The sequence below is a fragment of the Oceanimonas baumannii genome (assembly GCF_002245495.1).
Classification (GTDB): domain Bacteria; phylum Pseudomonadota; class Gammaproteobacteria; order Enterobacterales; family Aeromonadaceae; genus Oceanimonas; species Oceanimonas baumannii.
In genome coordinates this window covers 1-16282 of sequence record NZ_NQJF01000024.1, presented here as the reverse complement: position 1 = coordinate 16282, position 16282 = coordinate 1, and the positions used below count along the sequence as shown (strand labels likewise).

Below are 16282 nucleotides of genomic sequence, written 5' to 3'. Positions count from 1 at the left end.
GTCAGCTTAACGGCTCTGACCTTGAATTCATTCGTGTATTGCCGAGTCTTCTTCTGGTTCTTGTACGCTGGCATTTCTCACCTCGTCTTCGTTTGACTGAGGTGTCCACTAAAACGGGGGAACTACACTCCCCGGTTTGAAAGCTTCACAGACTGCACTCACTGATTGTTTTTTCTACAGGAGCGGCAGCTTCCCCTTCCCTCGGAGAGCAGGATGCGTTGAGCCCACCGGGCGAATACGTTTTGAGTAAACGGACACTGCCAGCTTGCTGGCGGTGGACCGTTTACACATCCTGCCCGCATTAAACAATGCACATTAACCGCACTTATAAGACACATAATCGTCCTCACTGCCTTTTCATTAAAAAGTGTCTTTATTGTGTCGTTAAAGTGCAGTTAAAGCCTGCCTGTGTCGCTATTACGTCATTAAAGTGTCTTAAACATGTCGCTAAAGTGCAGTATCGCAACTGACAACGGCTACCAAGCCGGGCAGGTATGGCCGATATGTCTTTCTCGCATGTAAGGAGGAGATTGAGCACTACACTCGGAGGGCTTGAGTACTGCACCAAACTAGCCGTTTTGTAGATAACCCTGTTATTTCAGCAAGTTATCCACGCATAATCGGACCCCCTTGGTACGCATAATCGGCCCCCCCTTCACGGCCAAATCTACGCATAATCAGACCCCCCCTAAACCTATAGTTCTTTTCCTATAGTGATTTCCTATAGTTAGCAGCAGCCCAGCCGTGGACAATCGCCTGGCGGCGACCGGGCCAATGGCCCTTTGACCACCGCTTTGGCTGCTGCCAGGCAACAAGCCTACTCATCTCTTCTTTTTTGGCGTTTTAAGGCGCTTTGCGCCCGAATCCTACACAACCCCCTTACCTGTGCAGATAAAAGAGCACCAAGAGGCGTACAGGCGGCTTTACGGCGGCATCAGGATCAGGTGCTCACTCTTGATGTACCGAGCACCTTGATAGTGCACGGGAAAGGATGAACGCCAAAACAAACGAACCGGGTCGGGCAAGCAGATGGTTGCCCGTGAAACCTGGAGTGATTCTCTCCACAGAATTTGCCGGACTAACTACAGGAGATCTCTTTCTACAGGAAAGACTACAGGAAAACACTACAGGAGCCCCCTCTCAAACCCGCGCCGTTACTGGGCTGCAGAGGTATCGGCGGGACAGAACATGCGTAGCGCGGGACAAAACATGCGTAAAGGCGGGACAGAACATGCGTAACTTTCCCCTACAAAGCGGGACAGAACATGCGTGGATAACTTTTGCGGCTAACAGGGTTTTCCACAGCACAGCCAGCCACCGATCCACAAATGCGGCTGATCAGGGTTCTGGCCCTTTGCTTTGTCGAGCCACATGGGGCGCACATGGCCTCAGAAGCAGCCCTTTTTCAGTGGGTGTGGCCTTCAGCTGCGGCCAGGCCGCTTTTACCTTCCTCAGCGCATCCAGAAACCGCTTTTTGAAGTCGCGCCGCCCTTGAGCTGTAGCGGAGTAATTAGCACCAATCTGGCTCATCAAACTACTCCATGGCACCAGGGTGGATACTTTTAAATAACTAACCCGGTAAGTAGCCCAGCAATATACATCCAGAGCCATAGGGGAGCGTTTTATTAACTTCAGAACCCTGGTATCCAAAGGCACTGGCCTGTCTGTTATCAGCCGAAAAAAACCGGGAGATAACTCTACCCAAGATCCCCACAGAGCATTTTGCTCAGGACTTTTAACGCTCCACCAAATATATGAAGCATCGGACACTCGCGCTCCCATATCAGCCTCAATAAAATACTGGCTGCCATTACATTGTTCTGTATAGGTCACACTTATTGTGGTTTTGAATAACCGACACATCTGCACTCTTAAGCGCTCAATTGTTCCTTGTTGACCACCAGTCACTAACAGCCCCAGCTCAGCCATAAACTGGCTCAGTGAATGCCCGAGCTCCAGCCTGCACGCTTCTTGCTCACTAAAATATCCTTTATCTACTTTTAACTTGTTTCTTACAGCCTGAGTAGTGATCCAAACCAACAGCAAGCGTGCGTAGCAGCCATAAGGCAAGCCCACAGATGAAGGGGCTATCATGTGCATAGTGAAATTACCATTAGTACGGCTCCACTCATTATTTTCAGGCTCGCTATGCGGCAGTGTTGCTTGTATTAACAAGCGGGAGAGAAATCCGACTTCTCCCGCCTTATGAGCATCTTTTTCCTGAATTGCCAGAATTTGGCTGACGGGATCAGTTGCGCTAATTCCATCAGCCAAACTCGCTGCAGGTTTACAGGCCATATGATTAAAACCTGATAGCATGGCCGGGCCGGACAGGACGAGCGCCCGAAGACTTACGCTCTTCAATCCATTGCTCCACCTCTTGCAGATCCCAGGCAACATTTCTGCTGGTCAATGCAATTCGGCGAGGAAAGTCACCACGTTGTTCAAGGTTGTAAATGGTTCGGTCGGAAAGTGGCACCATCTTCAGCAGCTCTTTCCTGTTAATCAGTCTCTTGCTTGCCAATGTATGCATGTTTTTGCCTCCCATTGCTAATGAGGGCTTCATGATGCCAAGCGCTGCTGCTTGCTTAAGCCTTTAAATTGATCATTTTGGTTGACAGAAAAAGCGGCCTGAGGATCAGTTATCGGCAGTACAAAGCAGCTGCAAGCACGCCATGCCCTACACGGGCCGCGCGGGGTTAGGTATGATGGCCCCAAATGTTCCAGGATCGCTGGTACATCAGTAAGGGATAAAAGATGCCAAACACAGAACAACAGTTCCTTAAAGAGCTGGACGACAAGCTCTGGAAAGCCGCCGACAAGCTGCGTTCCAACCTCGACGCCGCCAACTACAAGCATGTGGTGCTGGGCCTTATCTTCCTGAAATACGTTTCCGACGCCTTTGAAGAGCGGCAAGACGCCCTGCAACGCTGGAAATAGCCCGACTAGGCCATAGAGCTGTTGCTGAAGTAGGCAGAAGTGTTACCAATGGGTAGAAGTGGGGATGATTATTTGACTCTAAGTGTTGCCTTTTTATGCCCCGGACTTAAACCCGGGCAAGCTCTATAAAATCAATTAAAACAATAATTTACAAACTAGTCAGTGCCCCAAGGTAGGCTTACCGTCGCTACAGTAGTTTGACCTGCCGTGGACCAGAGAGCGAAATGGCTATAAAGCCAGCTAAAAATCATTCTAAAAATTAGCAAAACCGCAGAGGTTGACAAATAGTCCACCCCTATTTATCCTATCCACAGTGCAGATGAAATCATCTGTAACGCTCTTTCAAAAATTACCTTATCGTGAGCCTGACATATGGCCTAGCAGCCGTTCATTTGTTGCAATTCAAAATGAACTATCTTTCCAGCCCACATGAGGATTCTTATCGGCATTCGTTCGCCATAAGCCAAAGCTTTAATTGAACGCCGATGGTCCTTATCGCTTAGTTGAATAACTTTGATGATGGCAGGGGAGATCCAGAGATACACTTCTCTGGGGGTATTGGTTGGTTTGTCTACTGTATTTCTATTCGGCCACGATGTGCAAATTGGCAGGGGTACATCCTGTATCCGATTAGTGCAACTATATAAGGTATTATTTATGAGTTTGAAAGAATCGATCGAGCGTCTTAAAGAAGCTCGTGAAAAATGCGTTAATACAGTAGACAAGAGCACACTTAAGGAAATCGATAATGCTATCGAGGAACTTGAGGTAATGAGTAAAGTGGCAAGTATGCCCAACAAAATGAAGTGGTTGTCAGTAGTTGTTCAGGTGTTGAGCTTGATAAAATTGGCGACTGGTTTCATTGACTGGGAATAACAAAAACCCACTAGCTCTGTGCAACCAGCCAAATAAATCCTCCAACATTAAGAGATACTGTTATGCTATCTATCGGTAAAACAATTAAAGAACTTAGACAACTTCGCGGGCTATCTTTAAATCAAGTTGCTGAAAAAGCTGATATGGATAAATCTTATTTATCCAAAATAGAGAATGAAAAGCGAGATCCTTCCTTATCTTCGTTATTTCGAATTAGTAAAGCCCTTAACGTTCCTCTAAATATATTAATTTTGATGTGTGAAGAGCCCTCTGATAGCCCTTTCTCTGATTTTACGGAAAACTTAAAGTCAATGGCAAGAGAAATTATAAAAAGTGAACCTACAGCCTAAATATACACAGAAGCCAGTTGGCAGTATCAAAGCTTTAGCTAATCTATTGAATTTAACGTTAAATGAGCTAGAGGAACTAATACAATCATCAAACAATGACTACATTATAGCTAGTAAGATTGAGAAAGCTGACGGAAGTTTAAGAGTAACATACAAAGCCAAACAAAAACTTAGAATTGCTTTAGACACTATAAAATCCAGAATTTTTGATAAGGTTAAACACCCCGACTATATAGCAGCAGGACAGTTGGGGAAAAGCTACACTAATAATGCAAAGGCTCATATCAACTCAAAAATGTTAATGTCTGAAGACATAAAAAACTTTTTCCCATCAATTAGCACAAAAGAAGTAAACCGTATCTTTCAGCACTTTTTTTGTTTCCCACCAGAAGTATCTAATGCACTTAGTGAACTAAGTACAAAAGATGGTTTTTTAGTTCAAGGAAGCCCACTAAGTGGTGAAATAGCTAATTTAATATTCTACCAAGACGAGCCAGAGCTTGTTGAATATTGTCAAAGCCAAGAATTAAGATATACACGTTACTACGATGACATTCATATTAGCTCTGATAAAAAAGAATTTCATGAGCTAATCCCTCACCTAAAATCAAAGATCTATCGAATCTTCGGAAAACATGGAGTCAGACCACATAGATCAAAGAAGAAAAGTCATTTTAGTACGTGTTCATCTCGCCTTTCTGTGCATGATGTAACTGTTAACTCAAAGAAGACCAACCCTTCTCATGAAAGAATATCTAAAGTAAGGCAGTTATTATTCACATATGAATACATGGTAGATAATAACAGTAACATAGAGGACATTATAAAAAAGCACCGTTCTATACGAGGACACATAAACACTCTACAGCAACAAGATTACTCACAAGTAAATAGATTAAAAGAGCAACTGTCTTTCATAACTCGAAAAATAAATGAATCAGAAGCCAAAAAATATGCCAGAAAATATCGAAAAGTAAAATCTAAAAAAGAGCTAACCCAATTTAGCTCAAAAGTATGCATTCTAAAGAAAATTAGTGTCCGAGTAGCAATGGTTATCAACTCTGAGAAAAAAGCTGCAGATGATAAAATCAAAAGAAAGTTATCTCGTAATAGCGTTTCATAATATAAGCTAACGTTATTGAAGATCAATGTGTCCACTCATCAATCATATCTGCCCAGTCCTGCAGCATAGCCGCACGCTGCTCGCGGTACTCGGCTTTGTTATACACGGCTCTTACGCCCTTTTGCTCGTGGGCCAGGCATTTCTCAATCCAGTCGGTATTGTAGCCGGCTTCGTGCAAAAGAGTACTGGCGGTGCGGCGCAGATCGTGAGGGCCGAACTTAGCCAGGGGCTGCCCTTCTTTCTGAGCCAGCTTATAGGTCAGGTCCAGCACGCGGTTCAGGGTGGCGCTGCTCATGGGCGAGTCGGAGTCGTAGCGGGACGGCAGTATGTAGTCTGAGCCACCCGAGAAAGTCTTGAGGGCAATAAGAATGTCCAGGGCCTGGCGGGACAGGAACACCAAATGAGGATTTCGCCGCTTCATCCGCTCTTTGGGGATGGTCCACAGCGCTTCGCTGAAGTTAATTTCACTCCAGGTGGCATTGGTCAGCTCGCTTTTGCGTACCATGGTCAGCAGCAACAGTTTTACCGCTGCACGAATGGACGGTGATGTACCAATACGCTCAATGTACTGATACATGAGCTTGATCTCTTCCGGCGACAGGGTGCGATCCCGGGGTTCAAACCTGGCAATGCTGGAAGGCCTTACCGAATCGGCCGGATTCTCGACTTTCTGCCCTCGCTCAATGGCCCAGCGGTATACCTGGAGCACAATGTCACGGGTATGAACGGCGGTGGCCGGTGCGCCTCGCTCTACTATGGCGTCGGTCAGTGCTCGCAGGTCTTCATGGGAGATCTCGGTGAGCTTTTGATTGCCGAATTTCTTCTCCAGCTCTCTGGCATACACGGAGCGGCGCATATCCCGAGTAGAGTCTGCCATCTGGTAGCCCCGCAGCCACTTCTCCGCCCAGGCACCAAAGGTTTCGGCGTCTTTTACCCGTGCCTTTTTCCGGGCTTTCTCCTTAGCCGGTGATTTGCCATCGGCCACCATGCGCTTGGCTTCATGCAGCTGCTCCCGGGCTTCTGCCAGGGTAATACCACCCACTCCGTAGCGGCCAAAGGTGATCGTCTCCTGGCGGCCATGAATAGAGTAGTTGTAACGGAACGAGACGGTGCCAGCCGGCGTAACGGCCACATAGAGGCCATCCCGGTCGTTCACCTTGTAGAGCTTGTCTCTGGGCTTGAGGTGGCGCAGCTTGGTATCGGTCAGCATGAGTCTGGTCCTTAGTCGATGTTGATACCATGCTGAAGAAGCCTGATGAATCAGCTTTTTATTGCTTTAAAAACAGTGCTTTATGAAAATTTGATACCATGTGGTCATAAGCTAAGGCAGCATGGTATTGGCTCTCACTTATGGCATCGCTCACCGATAATACCAAGTTCGATACCACGCTCAAGTCGTGCTTCCCGCTGCCAATTGTTGCCAGACAGTGCAGGCTATAAAAACAAAAAAGCCCATGTAAACATGGGCTTAAGTGTCATTTCATGCCGGTTAGTGCCAGCTGTTACCTAACGAGTGTTTATTCCCACTCAATGGTCGCAGGCGGTTTACCGGAGATGTCGTATACCACGCGGCTGATGCCATCGATCTCGTTGATGATACGGTTGGACACATGGCCCAGGAAATCGTATGGCAGGTGGGCCCAGTGGGCGGTCATGAAATCGATGGTTTCCACCGCACGCAGGGAGACAACCCAGTCGTATTTGCGGCCATCGCCCATTACACCAACGGAGCGTACCGGCAGGAACACGGTGAAGGCCTGGCTGACCTTGTTGTACAGATCGTGTTTGCGCAGCTCTTCAATGAAGATGGCATCGGCACGGCGCAGCAGGTCGCAGTATTCCTTCTTCACTTCGCCCAGTACCCGCACGCCCAGACCCGGCCCCGGGAAGGGGTGACGGTAAAGCATGTCGTAGGGCAAGCCCAGCTCCAGGCCCACACGGCGCACTTCGTCTTTAAACAGCTCGCGCAGCGGCTCAACCAGGCCCATCTTCATGTCGTCGGGCAGACCGCCCACGTTGTGGTGAGACTTGATCACATGGGCCTTGCCGGTGGCAGAAGCGGCAGATTCAATCACATCCGGATAGATGGTGCCCTGAGCCAGCCACTTGGCGTTTTTAAGCTTTTTGGACTCTTCGTCGAACACTTCCACAAACACACGGCCAATGGCCTTGCGCTTGGCTTCCGGCTCGTCGATACCTTCCAGAGCGGAAAGGAAGCGCTCTTCGGCGTCGGCCTTGATGATGTTCAGGCCAAAATGGTCGCCGAACATTTCCATTACCTGCTCGCCTTCGTTCAGGCGCAGCAAACCGTTATCCACGAACACGCAGGTCAGTTTGTCACCAATGGCGCGATGCACCAGCATGGCCACTACGGACGAATCCACACCGCCGGACAAACCCAGGATCACTTCGTCGTCGCCCACCTGCTCTTTAATGCGAGCAACGGCGTCTTCAATGATGGAGGCTGGCGTCCAGAGAGCGTCACACTGACAGATGTCACGCACAAAATGCTCAAGCATGCGCGCACCCTGGCGGGTGTGGGTGACTTCCGGGTGAAACTGCACGCCGTAGTAGCGGCGGCTTTCATCGGCCATGGCGGCAAAGGGGCAGCTGCCGGTCTGGGCAACCTTCTCGAAGCCTTCGGGCAGGGCCACTACCTTGTCGCCGTGGCTCATCCACACGTCCAGCAAGGCATTGCCGTTGTCGTCGATGGCATCTTCAATGTTATTGAACAGAGCACAGTCGGCTACCCGCTGCACCTGAGCGTAACCAAACTCACGCTCGCTGGAACCAGCAACGGCACCACCCAGCTGGTGAGCCATGGTCTGCATGCCGTAGCAAATGCCAAACACCGGTACACCGGCGTTGAACACATATTCCGGTGCCCGCGGGCTGTTCTCCTCGGTGACCGACTCCGGCCCCCCGGACAGAATAATACCGTTCGGATTGAAGTCGCGGATCTGCTCCTCGGTCACGTCCCAGGCCCACAGTTCACAATACACACCCAGTTCACGCACACGGCGCGCAATCAGCTGAGTGTATTGTGAGCCAAAGTCCAGGATCAGGATCCGGTTGTCGTGAATGTTCTTGCTCATTGTTTTCCTACTCGTTACAGACACCGCCTGTGGGGGGTGCAGGCGGCAATAGAAAAACGGGGGGACCAGCCCCCCGTTCGTCGCGTTCCGGGATCAACCCAACCGGTAGTTGGGCGCTTCCTTGGTAATGGTTACATCGTGCACGTGCGATTCCTGAATGCCCGCGCCGGATATCTTAACAAATTCTGCCTTGGTGCGCAGGTCATCAATGGTCGCACTGCCAGTAAGCCCCATGGCGCTGCGCAGACCGCCCATCTGCTGATGAATGATCTCCTTCAGCTTGCCCTTGTAGGGCACCCGGCCTTCAATGCCTTCCGGCACCATTTTATCGGCGGCGTTGTCGCTCTGGAAGTAGCGATCGCTGGATCCTTTGCTCATGGCACCCAGGGAGCCCATGCCACGGTAAGACTTGAATGAACGGCCCTGATACAGCTCGATTTCACCGGGTGATTCTTCGGTACCGGCAAACATGGAACCCATCATCACGCAGTTGGCACCGGCCGCCAGCGCTTTGGCAATGTCGCCAGAGAAACGAATGCCGCCGTCGGCGATCACCGGAATACCCAGATCTTTCAGTGCTTCCACTGCATTGGCCACAGCGGTGATCTGCGGAACACCACAGCCGGTCACGATACGGGTAGTACAAATGGAGCCAGGACCAATACCCACCTTCACTGCACTCACCCCGGCCTCGGCCAGTGCCAGTGCACCGGCAGCGGTAGCCACGTTGCCACCGATAATGGCCAGTTCGGGATAGGCCGCGCGGGTTTCACGAATGCGCTGCAGTACCCCTTCGGAATGGCCATGAGAAGAGTCGATTAACAGTACATCCAGGCCAGCAGCCACCAGTGCGGCAATACGCTCTTCGTTACCGGGAGCAGCCCCCACGGCAGCCCCTACACGCAGACGCCCCTGTTCATCTTTACACGCGTTGGGCTTGCTTTCGGCTTTCTGGAAGTCTTTGGCGCTGATCATTCCGGCCAGACGGCCGTTGCCTTCCACTACCAGCACCTTCTCAATACGATGCTGCTGCATCAGGGCTTCAACCTGATCCCGGCCAGCCCCCGCCGGTACGGTTACCAGCCGGGCCTTGTCGGTCATTACCTCATGCACGGCCTTGCTCATATCCTGCACAAAGCGCACATCACGGCCGGTAATAATACCCACCAGTTCACCATCGGCAGCCACTACCGGATAACCGGCAAAGCCATTCTGACGAGTGAGTTCACGCACATCGCCGATGGTCATATCGGGAGAAACAGTAACCGGATCAGACACCATGCCGCTCTCGAACTTCTTCACCTTGCGTACCTGAGCGGCCTGAGCCTCGATGGACATGTTCTTGTGAATAAAACCAATGCCGCCTTCCTGAGCCAGGGCAATGGCCAGATCGGCTTCGGTTACGGTGTCCATGGCCGCGGACACGATAGGGATGTTAAGATTGATTTCCCGGGTCAGCCGGGTGCGAAGATCCGCGGTGTTGGGCAACACAGTGGAATGAGCTGGGACCAGCAGTACATCGTCAAAGGTCAGGGCGTCTTGGGCAATCCTAAGCATCGCAATATTCACCATAGGTTGGGGGGGTAAAAATATTGCCAAAGAATTTTAGGCACTCGCCCCCTCCGGGTAAAGCAATTTTTTGTTATTTTGGCTTATTAGCCGAAAAAATCTCCCCAACAGGATTTATTTTCAAATAAAAACACTCATCAGAGGTGATTTTGCAGCAGGAAAAGTTAACCAATATTTACACCGTCAGCCGCCTTACCCGCCATGCCCGGTTGTTGCTGGAAAGTGACATGGGTGCGATATGGCTGACCGGTGAAATCTCCAACCTGGTCATGCCAACCTCTGGCCACTGGTATTTTTCGTTAAAAGACAGTCAGTCCCAGCTGCGCTGTGCCATGTTCCGTGGCAATAACCGTAGCGTGACATTCAGACCAAAAAACGGCGATCAGGTGCTTATCTTCGGCAAAGTGACGCTTTATGAACCCAGAGGTGACTTTCAGCTGGTAGCCCAGACCCTGGCTCCTGCCGGTGAAGGCCTGCTCAAACAACAGTTTGAAGCATTGAAAAATGCCCTTGCCGCAGAAGGTCTGTTTGACGCCGTTCGCAAGCGGCCATTGCCGGCTCATCCGGCCCGCATTGGTATTATCAGCTCTCCCACCGGCGCCGCAGTACACGACATACTCACCGTACTGGCCCGCAGGGCCCCCCAGCTGGAAGTGATCCTCTACCCCAGCCAGGTGCAGGGTGAGAGCGCGGTGCCCCAGCTCATCCATGCTCTGAATGAGGCCAACCGGCGCAATGAGACCGATTTGCTGTTGCTGGCCCGGGGCGGCGGCTCGCTTGAAGACTTATGGTGCTTTAACGATGAACGCCTGGTACGGGCCATTGCCGCCTCTCGCCTGCCAGTGGTCAGCGCCGTGGGCCACGAAGTGGATGTGAGCCTGAGTGATCTGGTGGCAGATTTGCGCGCCCCTACCCCTTCTGCCGCAGCCGAGCTCATCAGCCAGGACAGCGGCGTACAACGCCGGCAGTGGCAACAGCAGGGCCAACGTCTGGCATTTTCCATGCAGCGCATACTAACCAGCCAGCACAGCCGGTTGCACCAACTGCAGCAACGGCTGGATCGCCAGCATCCACGCCAGCGCCTGCAGCAACAAAGCCAGCAGCTCGATCAACTGCAACTGCGTCTGGAGCGCGCCATAAGCCGGCGGCTGGAACAATCGCAACAGCGGACCAAACAAGCCATATTACGACTATCACACCAGCACCCGGGCCAGCGTTTGATCTACAATGCTGAGCGGCTGAGCACTCAGGAGCAGCGACTGCACGCAGCTCTGAATACCAAACTGAACCAGGGGAAGCACCGCCTGGCGCTGGCCAGCTCCCGACTGCACGCCATGAGCCCCCTGGCCACCCTCTCCCGCGGTTATAGCATTACCCTGCACAACAACACCGTGATTACCGATGTCAGCCAACTGAAGGAGAATGACGTTATCACCACCCGGCTGGCCAATGGTCAGGTCACCAGCCGGGTAGAAATAAAAGAATAACAGTCACCGCGACAATATTGTCGCGGTAAGCTGCTATGAAGAACCAGCACTGCCTGGCTGCAACGTTTTATTTTTAAAGTAATAAACTGCATACTCGGCATTTACACAAGTCATGGTTTCTTTAAACTCATAACCAAGGTCACAAAGCGACTTCTCAAAAAGTTCGTTTCCTTTAAACCCAAAAACAAACTTAACCACCATCCAGATAGCAGCAGTAAGGTGAAAAACCTGCTCAATATTATTTTCTGCAAAGAGCAATACAACAATCAAAACAAGGTGCAACATAAAAGAGAAAACACCAAGACTCCAAAGCTTGCTGATGCCAGCCCAAAAATAGGTAAAGAAAAAACCCGCCCAGTTCCAGCCACATTTAACCGCTTTTACATCACCCCCGGGTCCAATATACATTTTAAACTGATTCATAATAATCATCCTTATTACTTAATTATCTGTTCTGTGTTTGCTGCAGTTCGGTCAGACTGGTGGTGGGGCCATTGGGCTTCAGGCGCTCCTGTACTTCCTTCGGCCAGGTGCGTACTGAGCGCTTCAGAGCCATGGCATATACCCACTCTTTTAAAAACTCCATGGGTGACCAGATGAGGTAGACGTAATAGGCCAGCCTGGAGGTAGCATCATCCGGTCTGATATTGGCGCGTTTTGCTTTCAGCCGCTGACGAGTAGTCTCGTGATAAGCCTCAAGCTGCTGACGGTTATAACGATCTGAGGCGCTTGGGTTTCCGTGTTCATCAAACCAGGGGCCGTTATTCATGTAGGATCTCAGGTACTCCCACAGGGAGGATTGCATTTCTATAGTGCGGCCCAGCGGCATGGAAAGGTTGGCCCAGATCCACTTATCGGGATCATCATAGCCTTGCAGAAATATCTCGAGATAACCAACATTGGTCTTACCGCTATATTGGTTAACCATATAATCTTCATACGCAATGGCTCGTGCCCTGCCCCACGGAATGTGATACAGCTCGCCTTTAAAACAGGCATATACCTCCTGGGTGCGACGATTAAAAATAACCGGGTAAGCCATGGGGGAGAATAGATCCCATAGTAATGGCAACAACACCAAAAAAAACAAAAGGGCAGCTTCAAGTACAGTAAATGATGAAAATACTGTAAAAAAAATAGAAGAAGGTACACCGACTAGCCATCCCGCGATCGTCGTCGCCCCCCGGGTAATATGTTCTCCAGTTTGCATACGCAGACAGATTTCATCCTGGGTGTCCACATCCAGATAGGGGCTTGGCTCACCACAGGCTTGCTTGTCCGGAAAAAACGTTTTAATGCGCTTGTTTTTTGACAACACCTGATCCAGCGCCGTCAGCTTTTCATCAATACAATTATCAAGATTCATCACAACTCCTGTTTTGCGGCCGACGGAGATAGCATCTTGCCATTTTCACCACGCTACCGCCCTTGGGGTGACACCGGGCTCCAATGGCGTGATAAACAGATTTTGAATACTGCACATGATATTGCGCAGGCCTGTTGTTAATGGCGTCAGCCGGCTTTGGCTTTTTTGCCTTTTTTACCTTTACGCTTGGGCACCATCAGTTCATCGGTGCCCCGGGCTTTGGTAAACAGGCTGAACACGGAATGTTGAGGGTATTGCTCCCGCAATATGGCCAGCCGTTCGCGCTGGCGTTGCAGTTCAGCGCTGGGCTGGGCCCATTGTTCTGCTGGCAGCGGTTGCGACCAGGCGGCCATTGCCGGCGGTATTTCCCGGGTTTGTATCCGCTTGACCCGGGCTATTTCCCATTCGGTAAGGTGAAACGGCAGCGTCCACAGGGTACAGAAGTGATAGGCATACCAGCCCGCAACGTACCATTTGCCCACCTCGCCTTCCCGGTAGCGGCGGCGCATGCGGGCACGGGCGTTATAAAAGGTATGCAGCCCTTCGTGGGGTGGATCGTCCGGACCCTGCAAGTCCAGTGGGTCCTGTATTTCCTTCAGGCTGTGCACCTCGTAGTCCATGTAGGCACGAATGGCCTCCCAGTTGGCAATGGCCAGGGGCAGACCGCCACACTCAAACTCCAGTGAGTAATCTTCGCCACTGTCGGCATGATGAAAACCCACCCCCATGGCATATTGACGCTGAACCCCGTATTGAGTGACCCCCTGCGTTTCAATCACCCAGGCAGACAGTGACTCCCAGGGCACAAACACAGGGTCCGTCTCTCCTTCGGGTACAAAGCAGGCTTCACGACGCTGGCGGTTAAAACGGGCAGCAATGGCATATTTATACTTTCTGTGATTGAAATACCAAATAGATATGGATAAAACAAAACAAAATGCGGCCGATGACAAACCAATAAAAACCATAAACTCAAAGAAAAGCCAGACTCCTTCTATTACACTTGAAAAGCTAGAGCCGATAAATATACTTAAAAAAGCAATGAGCAATGGAAAAAAAACATAACAATTAATATGCAACCGGTGAAAATCAACCCCAGAGAAAGTTGCCAGCCAAATACCTGAGGCAATCCAACCCCAAACGTCAGATAAGTATCGTTTATTTCACCCACGGCATGGGCATAGTCCTGAGCGGGCTGACCGGTGGGTAATGGCATGGGGGCCAGGTAACTGACCTGACCTCCGGCAAAGGTGGTGCAGTCACCGGCCTGGTGAGGTTGCTCAAGACAGTGTGGAGATTGATGATTGTTGCTCATTATTTCCTTATGCCGCCGACTGTCTGGCCAGCTCGGCTTCACGCGCTTGAATGGCCTGCTCCAGCTCGGGAGAGCGTCTGGCCCATTGTTCCTTGGGCAGGGATTTTGACCATTGCTGTACTTTCTCACCCTTTAAATCCGGTGGCGGGTTCAGGTGTTTACGCTCGATATAATCCACTAACGGAAGATTAAATAAAAACAAGCCACAAACCCCTTCCCACAGCAAGCCTTTTGCCAAACCTCTCTTCTCGATACCGTACTGGATATCTTCAATATAACTGGCAAAAATACTTTTACTTTTAATTTCAAACATATCTGTATGTACAGTCAGTTTATCGGGTCCTTCTTCCATATAGGTACGGATCAGCTCCCACATACCAGCACCCACCTCCGGCACCACATTTGGAAACCAGAGGTGACGTTCGGCGTCTTCGTTTGTGCTGAATCCATTGCTGCCCAGTTTAATTTCACCATTAAAATCGGGGTTGGGAAAACCAATCATCAGGCTGCCGTTTTTATTCACTCCCGCCTGGCTGACCATATTAAAGCCTTCCACCGAGGCCTTGACCGTTTCCCAGGGAACATACCAGTAGTCGCCTCCCTTTTCTTTGGGTGCACAGACCTCGCGGCGCTGGCGGTTAAAGCGCACCGGCTCGCGCGGCTTGGCAAAAACAAGAGTAATGATGGCCAACATTGGTACAATGACAAACCCGAGCACGAGCACGAGCACGAGCAGCCAACCTACCCATTCTTTTAAATAAAAATCAGCCCCCATAACACTGCCAATCCAAAACATAATCAGTATGGTTAACACAAGAGTACAGTGTAAGGTTGCAACCGCTGAACCAGGGGTACAATCGCTGACATCCATATAAGTGCTATTAATGCGCCATACCATACCCATGGTGTTATTGGGCTTGCGGCCGGTGGGCACCGGCAAGGGGGCCAGAAAATTCTCGTTTGCCAGGCCCAACATGCTTTTTTTATCGCCTGCTTTGGGTGGTGTTCTCATGATTCCATCACGTCTGCTTTGCCTGCTGCAGTTCGGTCAGACTGGTGGTGGGGCCATTGGGCTTCAGGCGCTCCTGTACTTCCTTCGGCCAGGTGCGTACTGAGCGCTTCAGAGCCATGGCATATACCCACTCTTTTAAAAACTCCATGGGTGACCAGATGAGGTAGACGTAATAGGCCAGCCTGGAGGTAGCATCATCCGGTCTGATATTGGCGCGTTTTGCTTTCAGCCGCTGACGAGTAGTCTCGTGATAAGCCTCAAGCTGCTGACGGTTATAACGATCTGAGGCGCTTGGGTTTCCGTGTTCATCAAACCAGGGGCCGTTATTCATATAAGATCTCAGGTACTCCCACAGGGAGGATTGCATTTCGATGGTGCGGCCCAGCGGCATGGAAAGATTGGCCCAGATCCATTTGTCGGGATCATTATAGCCTTGCAGTAATATCTCGAGATAACCAACATTGGTTTTACCGCTATATTGGTTCACCATATAATCTTCATAGGCAATGGCTCGTGCCCTGTCCCAACGGGTGTGATACAGTTCACCTTTAAAATAAGCATATACTTCCTGGGTGCGGCGATTAAATATTACTGGGTAAGGCATTGGGGAAAATAAATCCCAAAGTAGAGGGGCAATTATCAAAAAGACAAAAAAAAGAAGGATACCATAAAAATCTTCAAAAGAGTTGAAGTCAACTATTAAAGTGAGAGATAAAATTGTCGGTATACCACCTAACCATCCTGCAATAGTCGTCGCACCCCGGGTAATATGCTCTCCTGTTTGCATACGCAGACAGATTTCATCCTGGGTGTCCACATCCAGATAGGGGCTTGGCTCACCACAGGCTTGCTTGTCCGGAAAAAACGTTTTAATGCGCTTGTTCGTTGACAACACCTGATCCAGCGCCGTCAGCTTTTCATCAATACAATTATCAAGATTCATCACAACTCCTGTTTCGCGGCCGACGGCGATAGCATCTTGCCATTTTCACCACGCTACCGCCCTTGGGGTGACACCGGGCCAGGGCAAGATTACGAAAGCCCCAGCCCTGACAGGACTTGCGACAGGTAAGCGGTATTTCGACTTGCCCGTTTTTGTTTACGTTTGATACCAGCCTTGAAGCTGGTATCACTGTTCAGGGCATTGAA

Annotated in this window: 16 protein-coding genes; 5 read left to right on the top strand and 11 right to left on the bottom strand. The window is 50.3% G+C overall.

Annotation, left to right across the window (positions count from 1 at the left end; genetic code table 11):
• Positions 1 to 1338: 1338 nt before the first annotated feature.
• Together B6S09_RS17825 and B6S09_RS17820 are read right to left on the bottom strand one after the other, a co-directional pair.
• Positions 1339 to 2364: a replication protein RepA gene (locus tag B6S09_RS17825; RefSeq protein ID WP_243832913.1), complete on the bottom strand. Its 1026-nt coding sequence runs from the start codon at positions 2362 to 2364 to the stop codon at positions 1339 to 1341.
• Positions 2303 to 2482, bottom strand: a complete 180-nt coding sequence (locus B6S09_RS17820) for a helix-turn-helix transcriptional regulator (protein WP_439331561.1) — start codon at positions 2480 to 2482, stop codon at positions 2303 to 2305. Before B6S09_RS17820 ends, B6S09_RS17825 begins: the two co-directional genes overlap by 62 nt.
• Before the next feature lie 275 nt (positions 2483 to 2757).
• Here B6S09_RS17820 and B6S09_RS17815 point away from each other — a divergent pair, with 275 nt between their 5' ends.
• The 4 genes from B6S09_RS17815 (at position 2758) to B6S09_RS17800 (ending at position 5289) form a co-directional block, all read left to right on the top strand.
• Positions 2758 to 2940, top strand: coding sequence for a type I restriction-modification system subunit M N-terminal domain-containing protein (locus tag B6S09_RS17815; protein WP_243832914.1), 183 nt, complete (start codon positions 2758 to 2760; stop codon positions 2938 to 2940).
• Positions 2941 to 3597: 657 nt separating this feature from the next.
• A complete protein-coding gene (locus B6S09_RS17810) occupies positions 3598 to 3816 on the top strand; it encodes a hypothetical protein (protein ID WP_094279827.1) in 219 nt (72 codons plus the stop codon).
• 62 nt (positions 3817 to 3878) lie between these two features.
• Positions 3879 to 4166: a helix-turn-helix domain-containing protein gene (locus B6S09_RS17805; protein ID WP_094279826.1), complete on the top strand. Its 288-nt coding sequence runs from the start codon at positions 3879 to 3881 to the stop codon at positions 4164 to 4166.
• Entirely contained in the window at positions 4150 to 5289 is a 1140-nt protein-coding gene (locus B6S09_RS17800; RefSeq protein ID WP_094279825.1) for a reverse transcriptase family protein, read from the top strand. Before B6S09_RS17805 ends, B6S09_RS17800 begins: the two co-directional genes overlap by 17 nt.
• Before the next feature lie 22 nt (positions 5290 to 5311).
• Here the strand turns inward: B6S09_RS17800 and B6S09_RS17795 are convergent, their stop codons facing one another.
• The 3 genes from B6S09_RS17795 to guaB form a co-directional block, all read right to left on the bottom strand.
• Complete coding sequence (locus tag B6S09_RS17795; protein ID WP_094279824.1) at positions 5312 to 6499, bottom strand: tyrosine-type recombinase/integrase; 1188 nt, start codon at positions 6497 to 6499, stop codon at positions 5312 to 5314.
• 307 nt (positions 6500 to 6806) lie between these two features.
• A complete protein-coding gene (guaA, locus tag B6S09_RS17790; protein WP_094279823.1) occupies positions 6807 to 8384 on the bottom strand; it encodes a glutamine-hydrolyzing GMP synthase in 1578 nt (525 codons plus the stop codon).
• Between the two features lie 93 nt (positions 8385 to 8477).
• Positions 8478 to 9941: an IMP dehydrogenase gene (gene guaB / locus B6S09_RS17785; protein WP_094279822.1), complete on the bottom strand. Its 1464-nt coding sequence runs from the start codon at positions 9939 to 9941 to the stop codon at positions 8478 to 8480.
• A 161-nt stretch (positions 9942 to 10102) separates the two neighbouring features.
• On the opposite strand from guaB, the gene xseA reads away from it, so the two are divergent.
• Positions 10103 to 11440, top strand: coding sequence for an exodeoxyribonuclease VII large subunit (gene xseA, locus B6S09_RS17780; protein WP_094279829.1), 1338 nt, complete (start codon positions 10103 to 10105; stop codon positions 11438 to 11440).
• 33 nt (positions 11441 to 11473) lie between these two features.
• Here xseA and B6S09_RS17775 read toward each other — a convergent pair whose 3' ends face one another.
• From B6S09_RS17775 to B6S09_RS17755, 6 genes are all read right to left on the bottom strand, one after another.
• Positions 11474 to 11863: a DUF2628 domain-containing protein gene (locus B6S09_RS17775; protein ID WP_166670370.1), complete on the bottom strand. Its 390-nt coding sequence runs from the start codon at positions 11861 to 11863 to the stop codon at positions 11474 to 11476.
• Positions 11864 to 11885: 22 nt separating this feature from the next.
• A complete protein-coding gene (locus tag B6S09_RS17770) occupies positions 11886 to 12806 on the bottom strand; it encodes a DUF6708 domain-containing protein (RefSeq protein ID WP_094279820.1) in 921 nt (306 codons plus the stop codon).
• Between the two features lie 146 nt (positions 12807 to 12952).
• Positions 12953 to 13618 carry a hypothetical protein gene (locus B6S09_RS18700; protein WP_244900110.1) on the bottom strand — a complete coding sequence of 222 codons (666 nt, stop codon included), beginning with the start codon at positions 13616 to 13618 and terminating at the stop codon, positions 12953 to 12955.
• A 218-nt stretch (positions 13619 to 13836) separates the two neighbouring features.
• Entirely contained in the window at positions 13837 to 14121 is a 285-nt protein-coding gene (locus B6S09_RS18695; RefSeq protein WP_243832916.1) for a hypothetical protein, read from the bottom strand.
• A 7-nt stretch (positions 14122 to 14128) separates the two neighbouring features.
• Complete coding sequence (locus tag B6S09_RS17760) at positions 14129 to 15133, bottom strand: DUF6708 domain-containing protein (protein WP_094279819.1); 1005 nt, start codon at positions 15131 to 15133, stop codon at positions 14129 to 14131.
• Positions 15134 to 15140: 7 nt separating this feature from the next.
• Positions 15141 to 16076 (bottom strand): DUF6708 domain-containing protein, encoded by a 936-nt coding sequence (locus tag B6S09_RS17755; RefSeq protein ID WP_094279818.1) that lies wholly within the window; start codon positions 16074 to 16076, stop codon positions 15141 to 15143.
• Between the last annotated feature and the right edge of the window lie 206 nt (positions 16077 to 16282).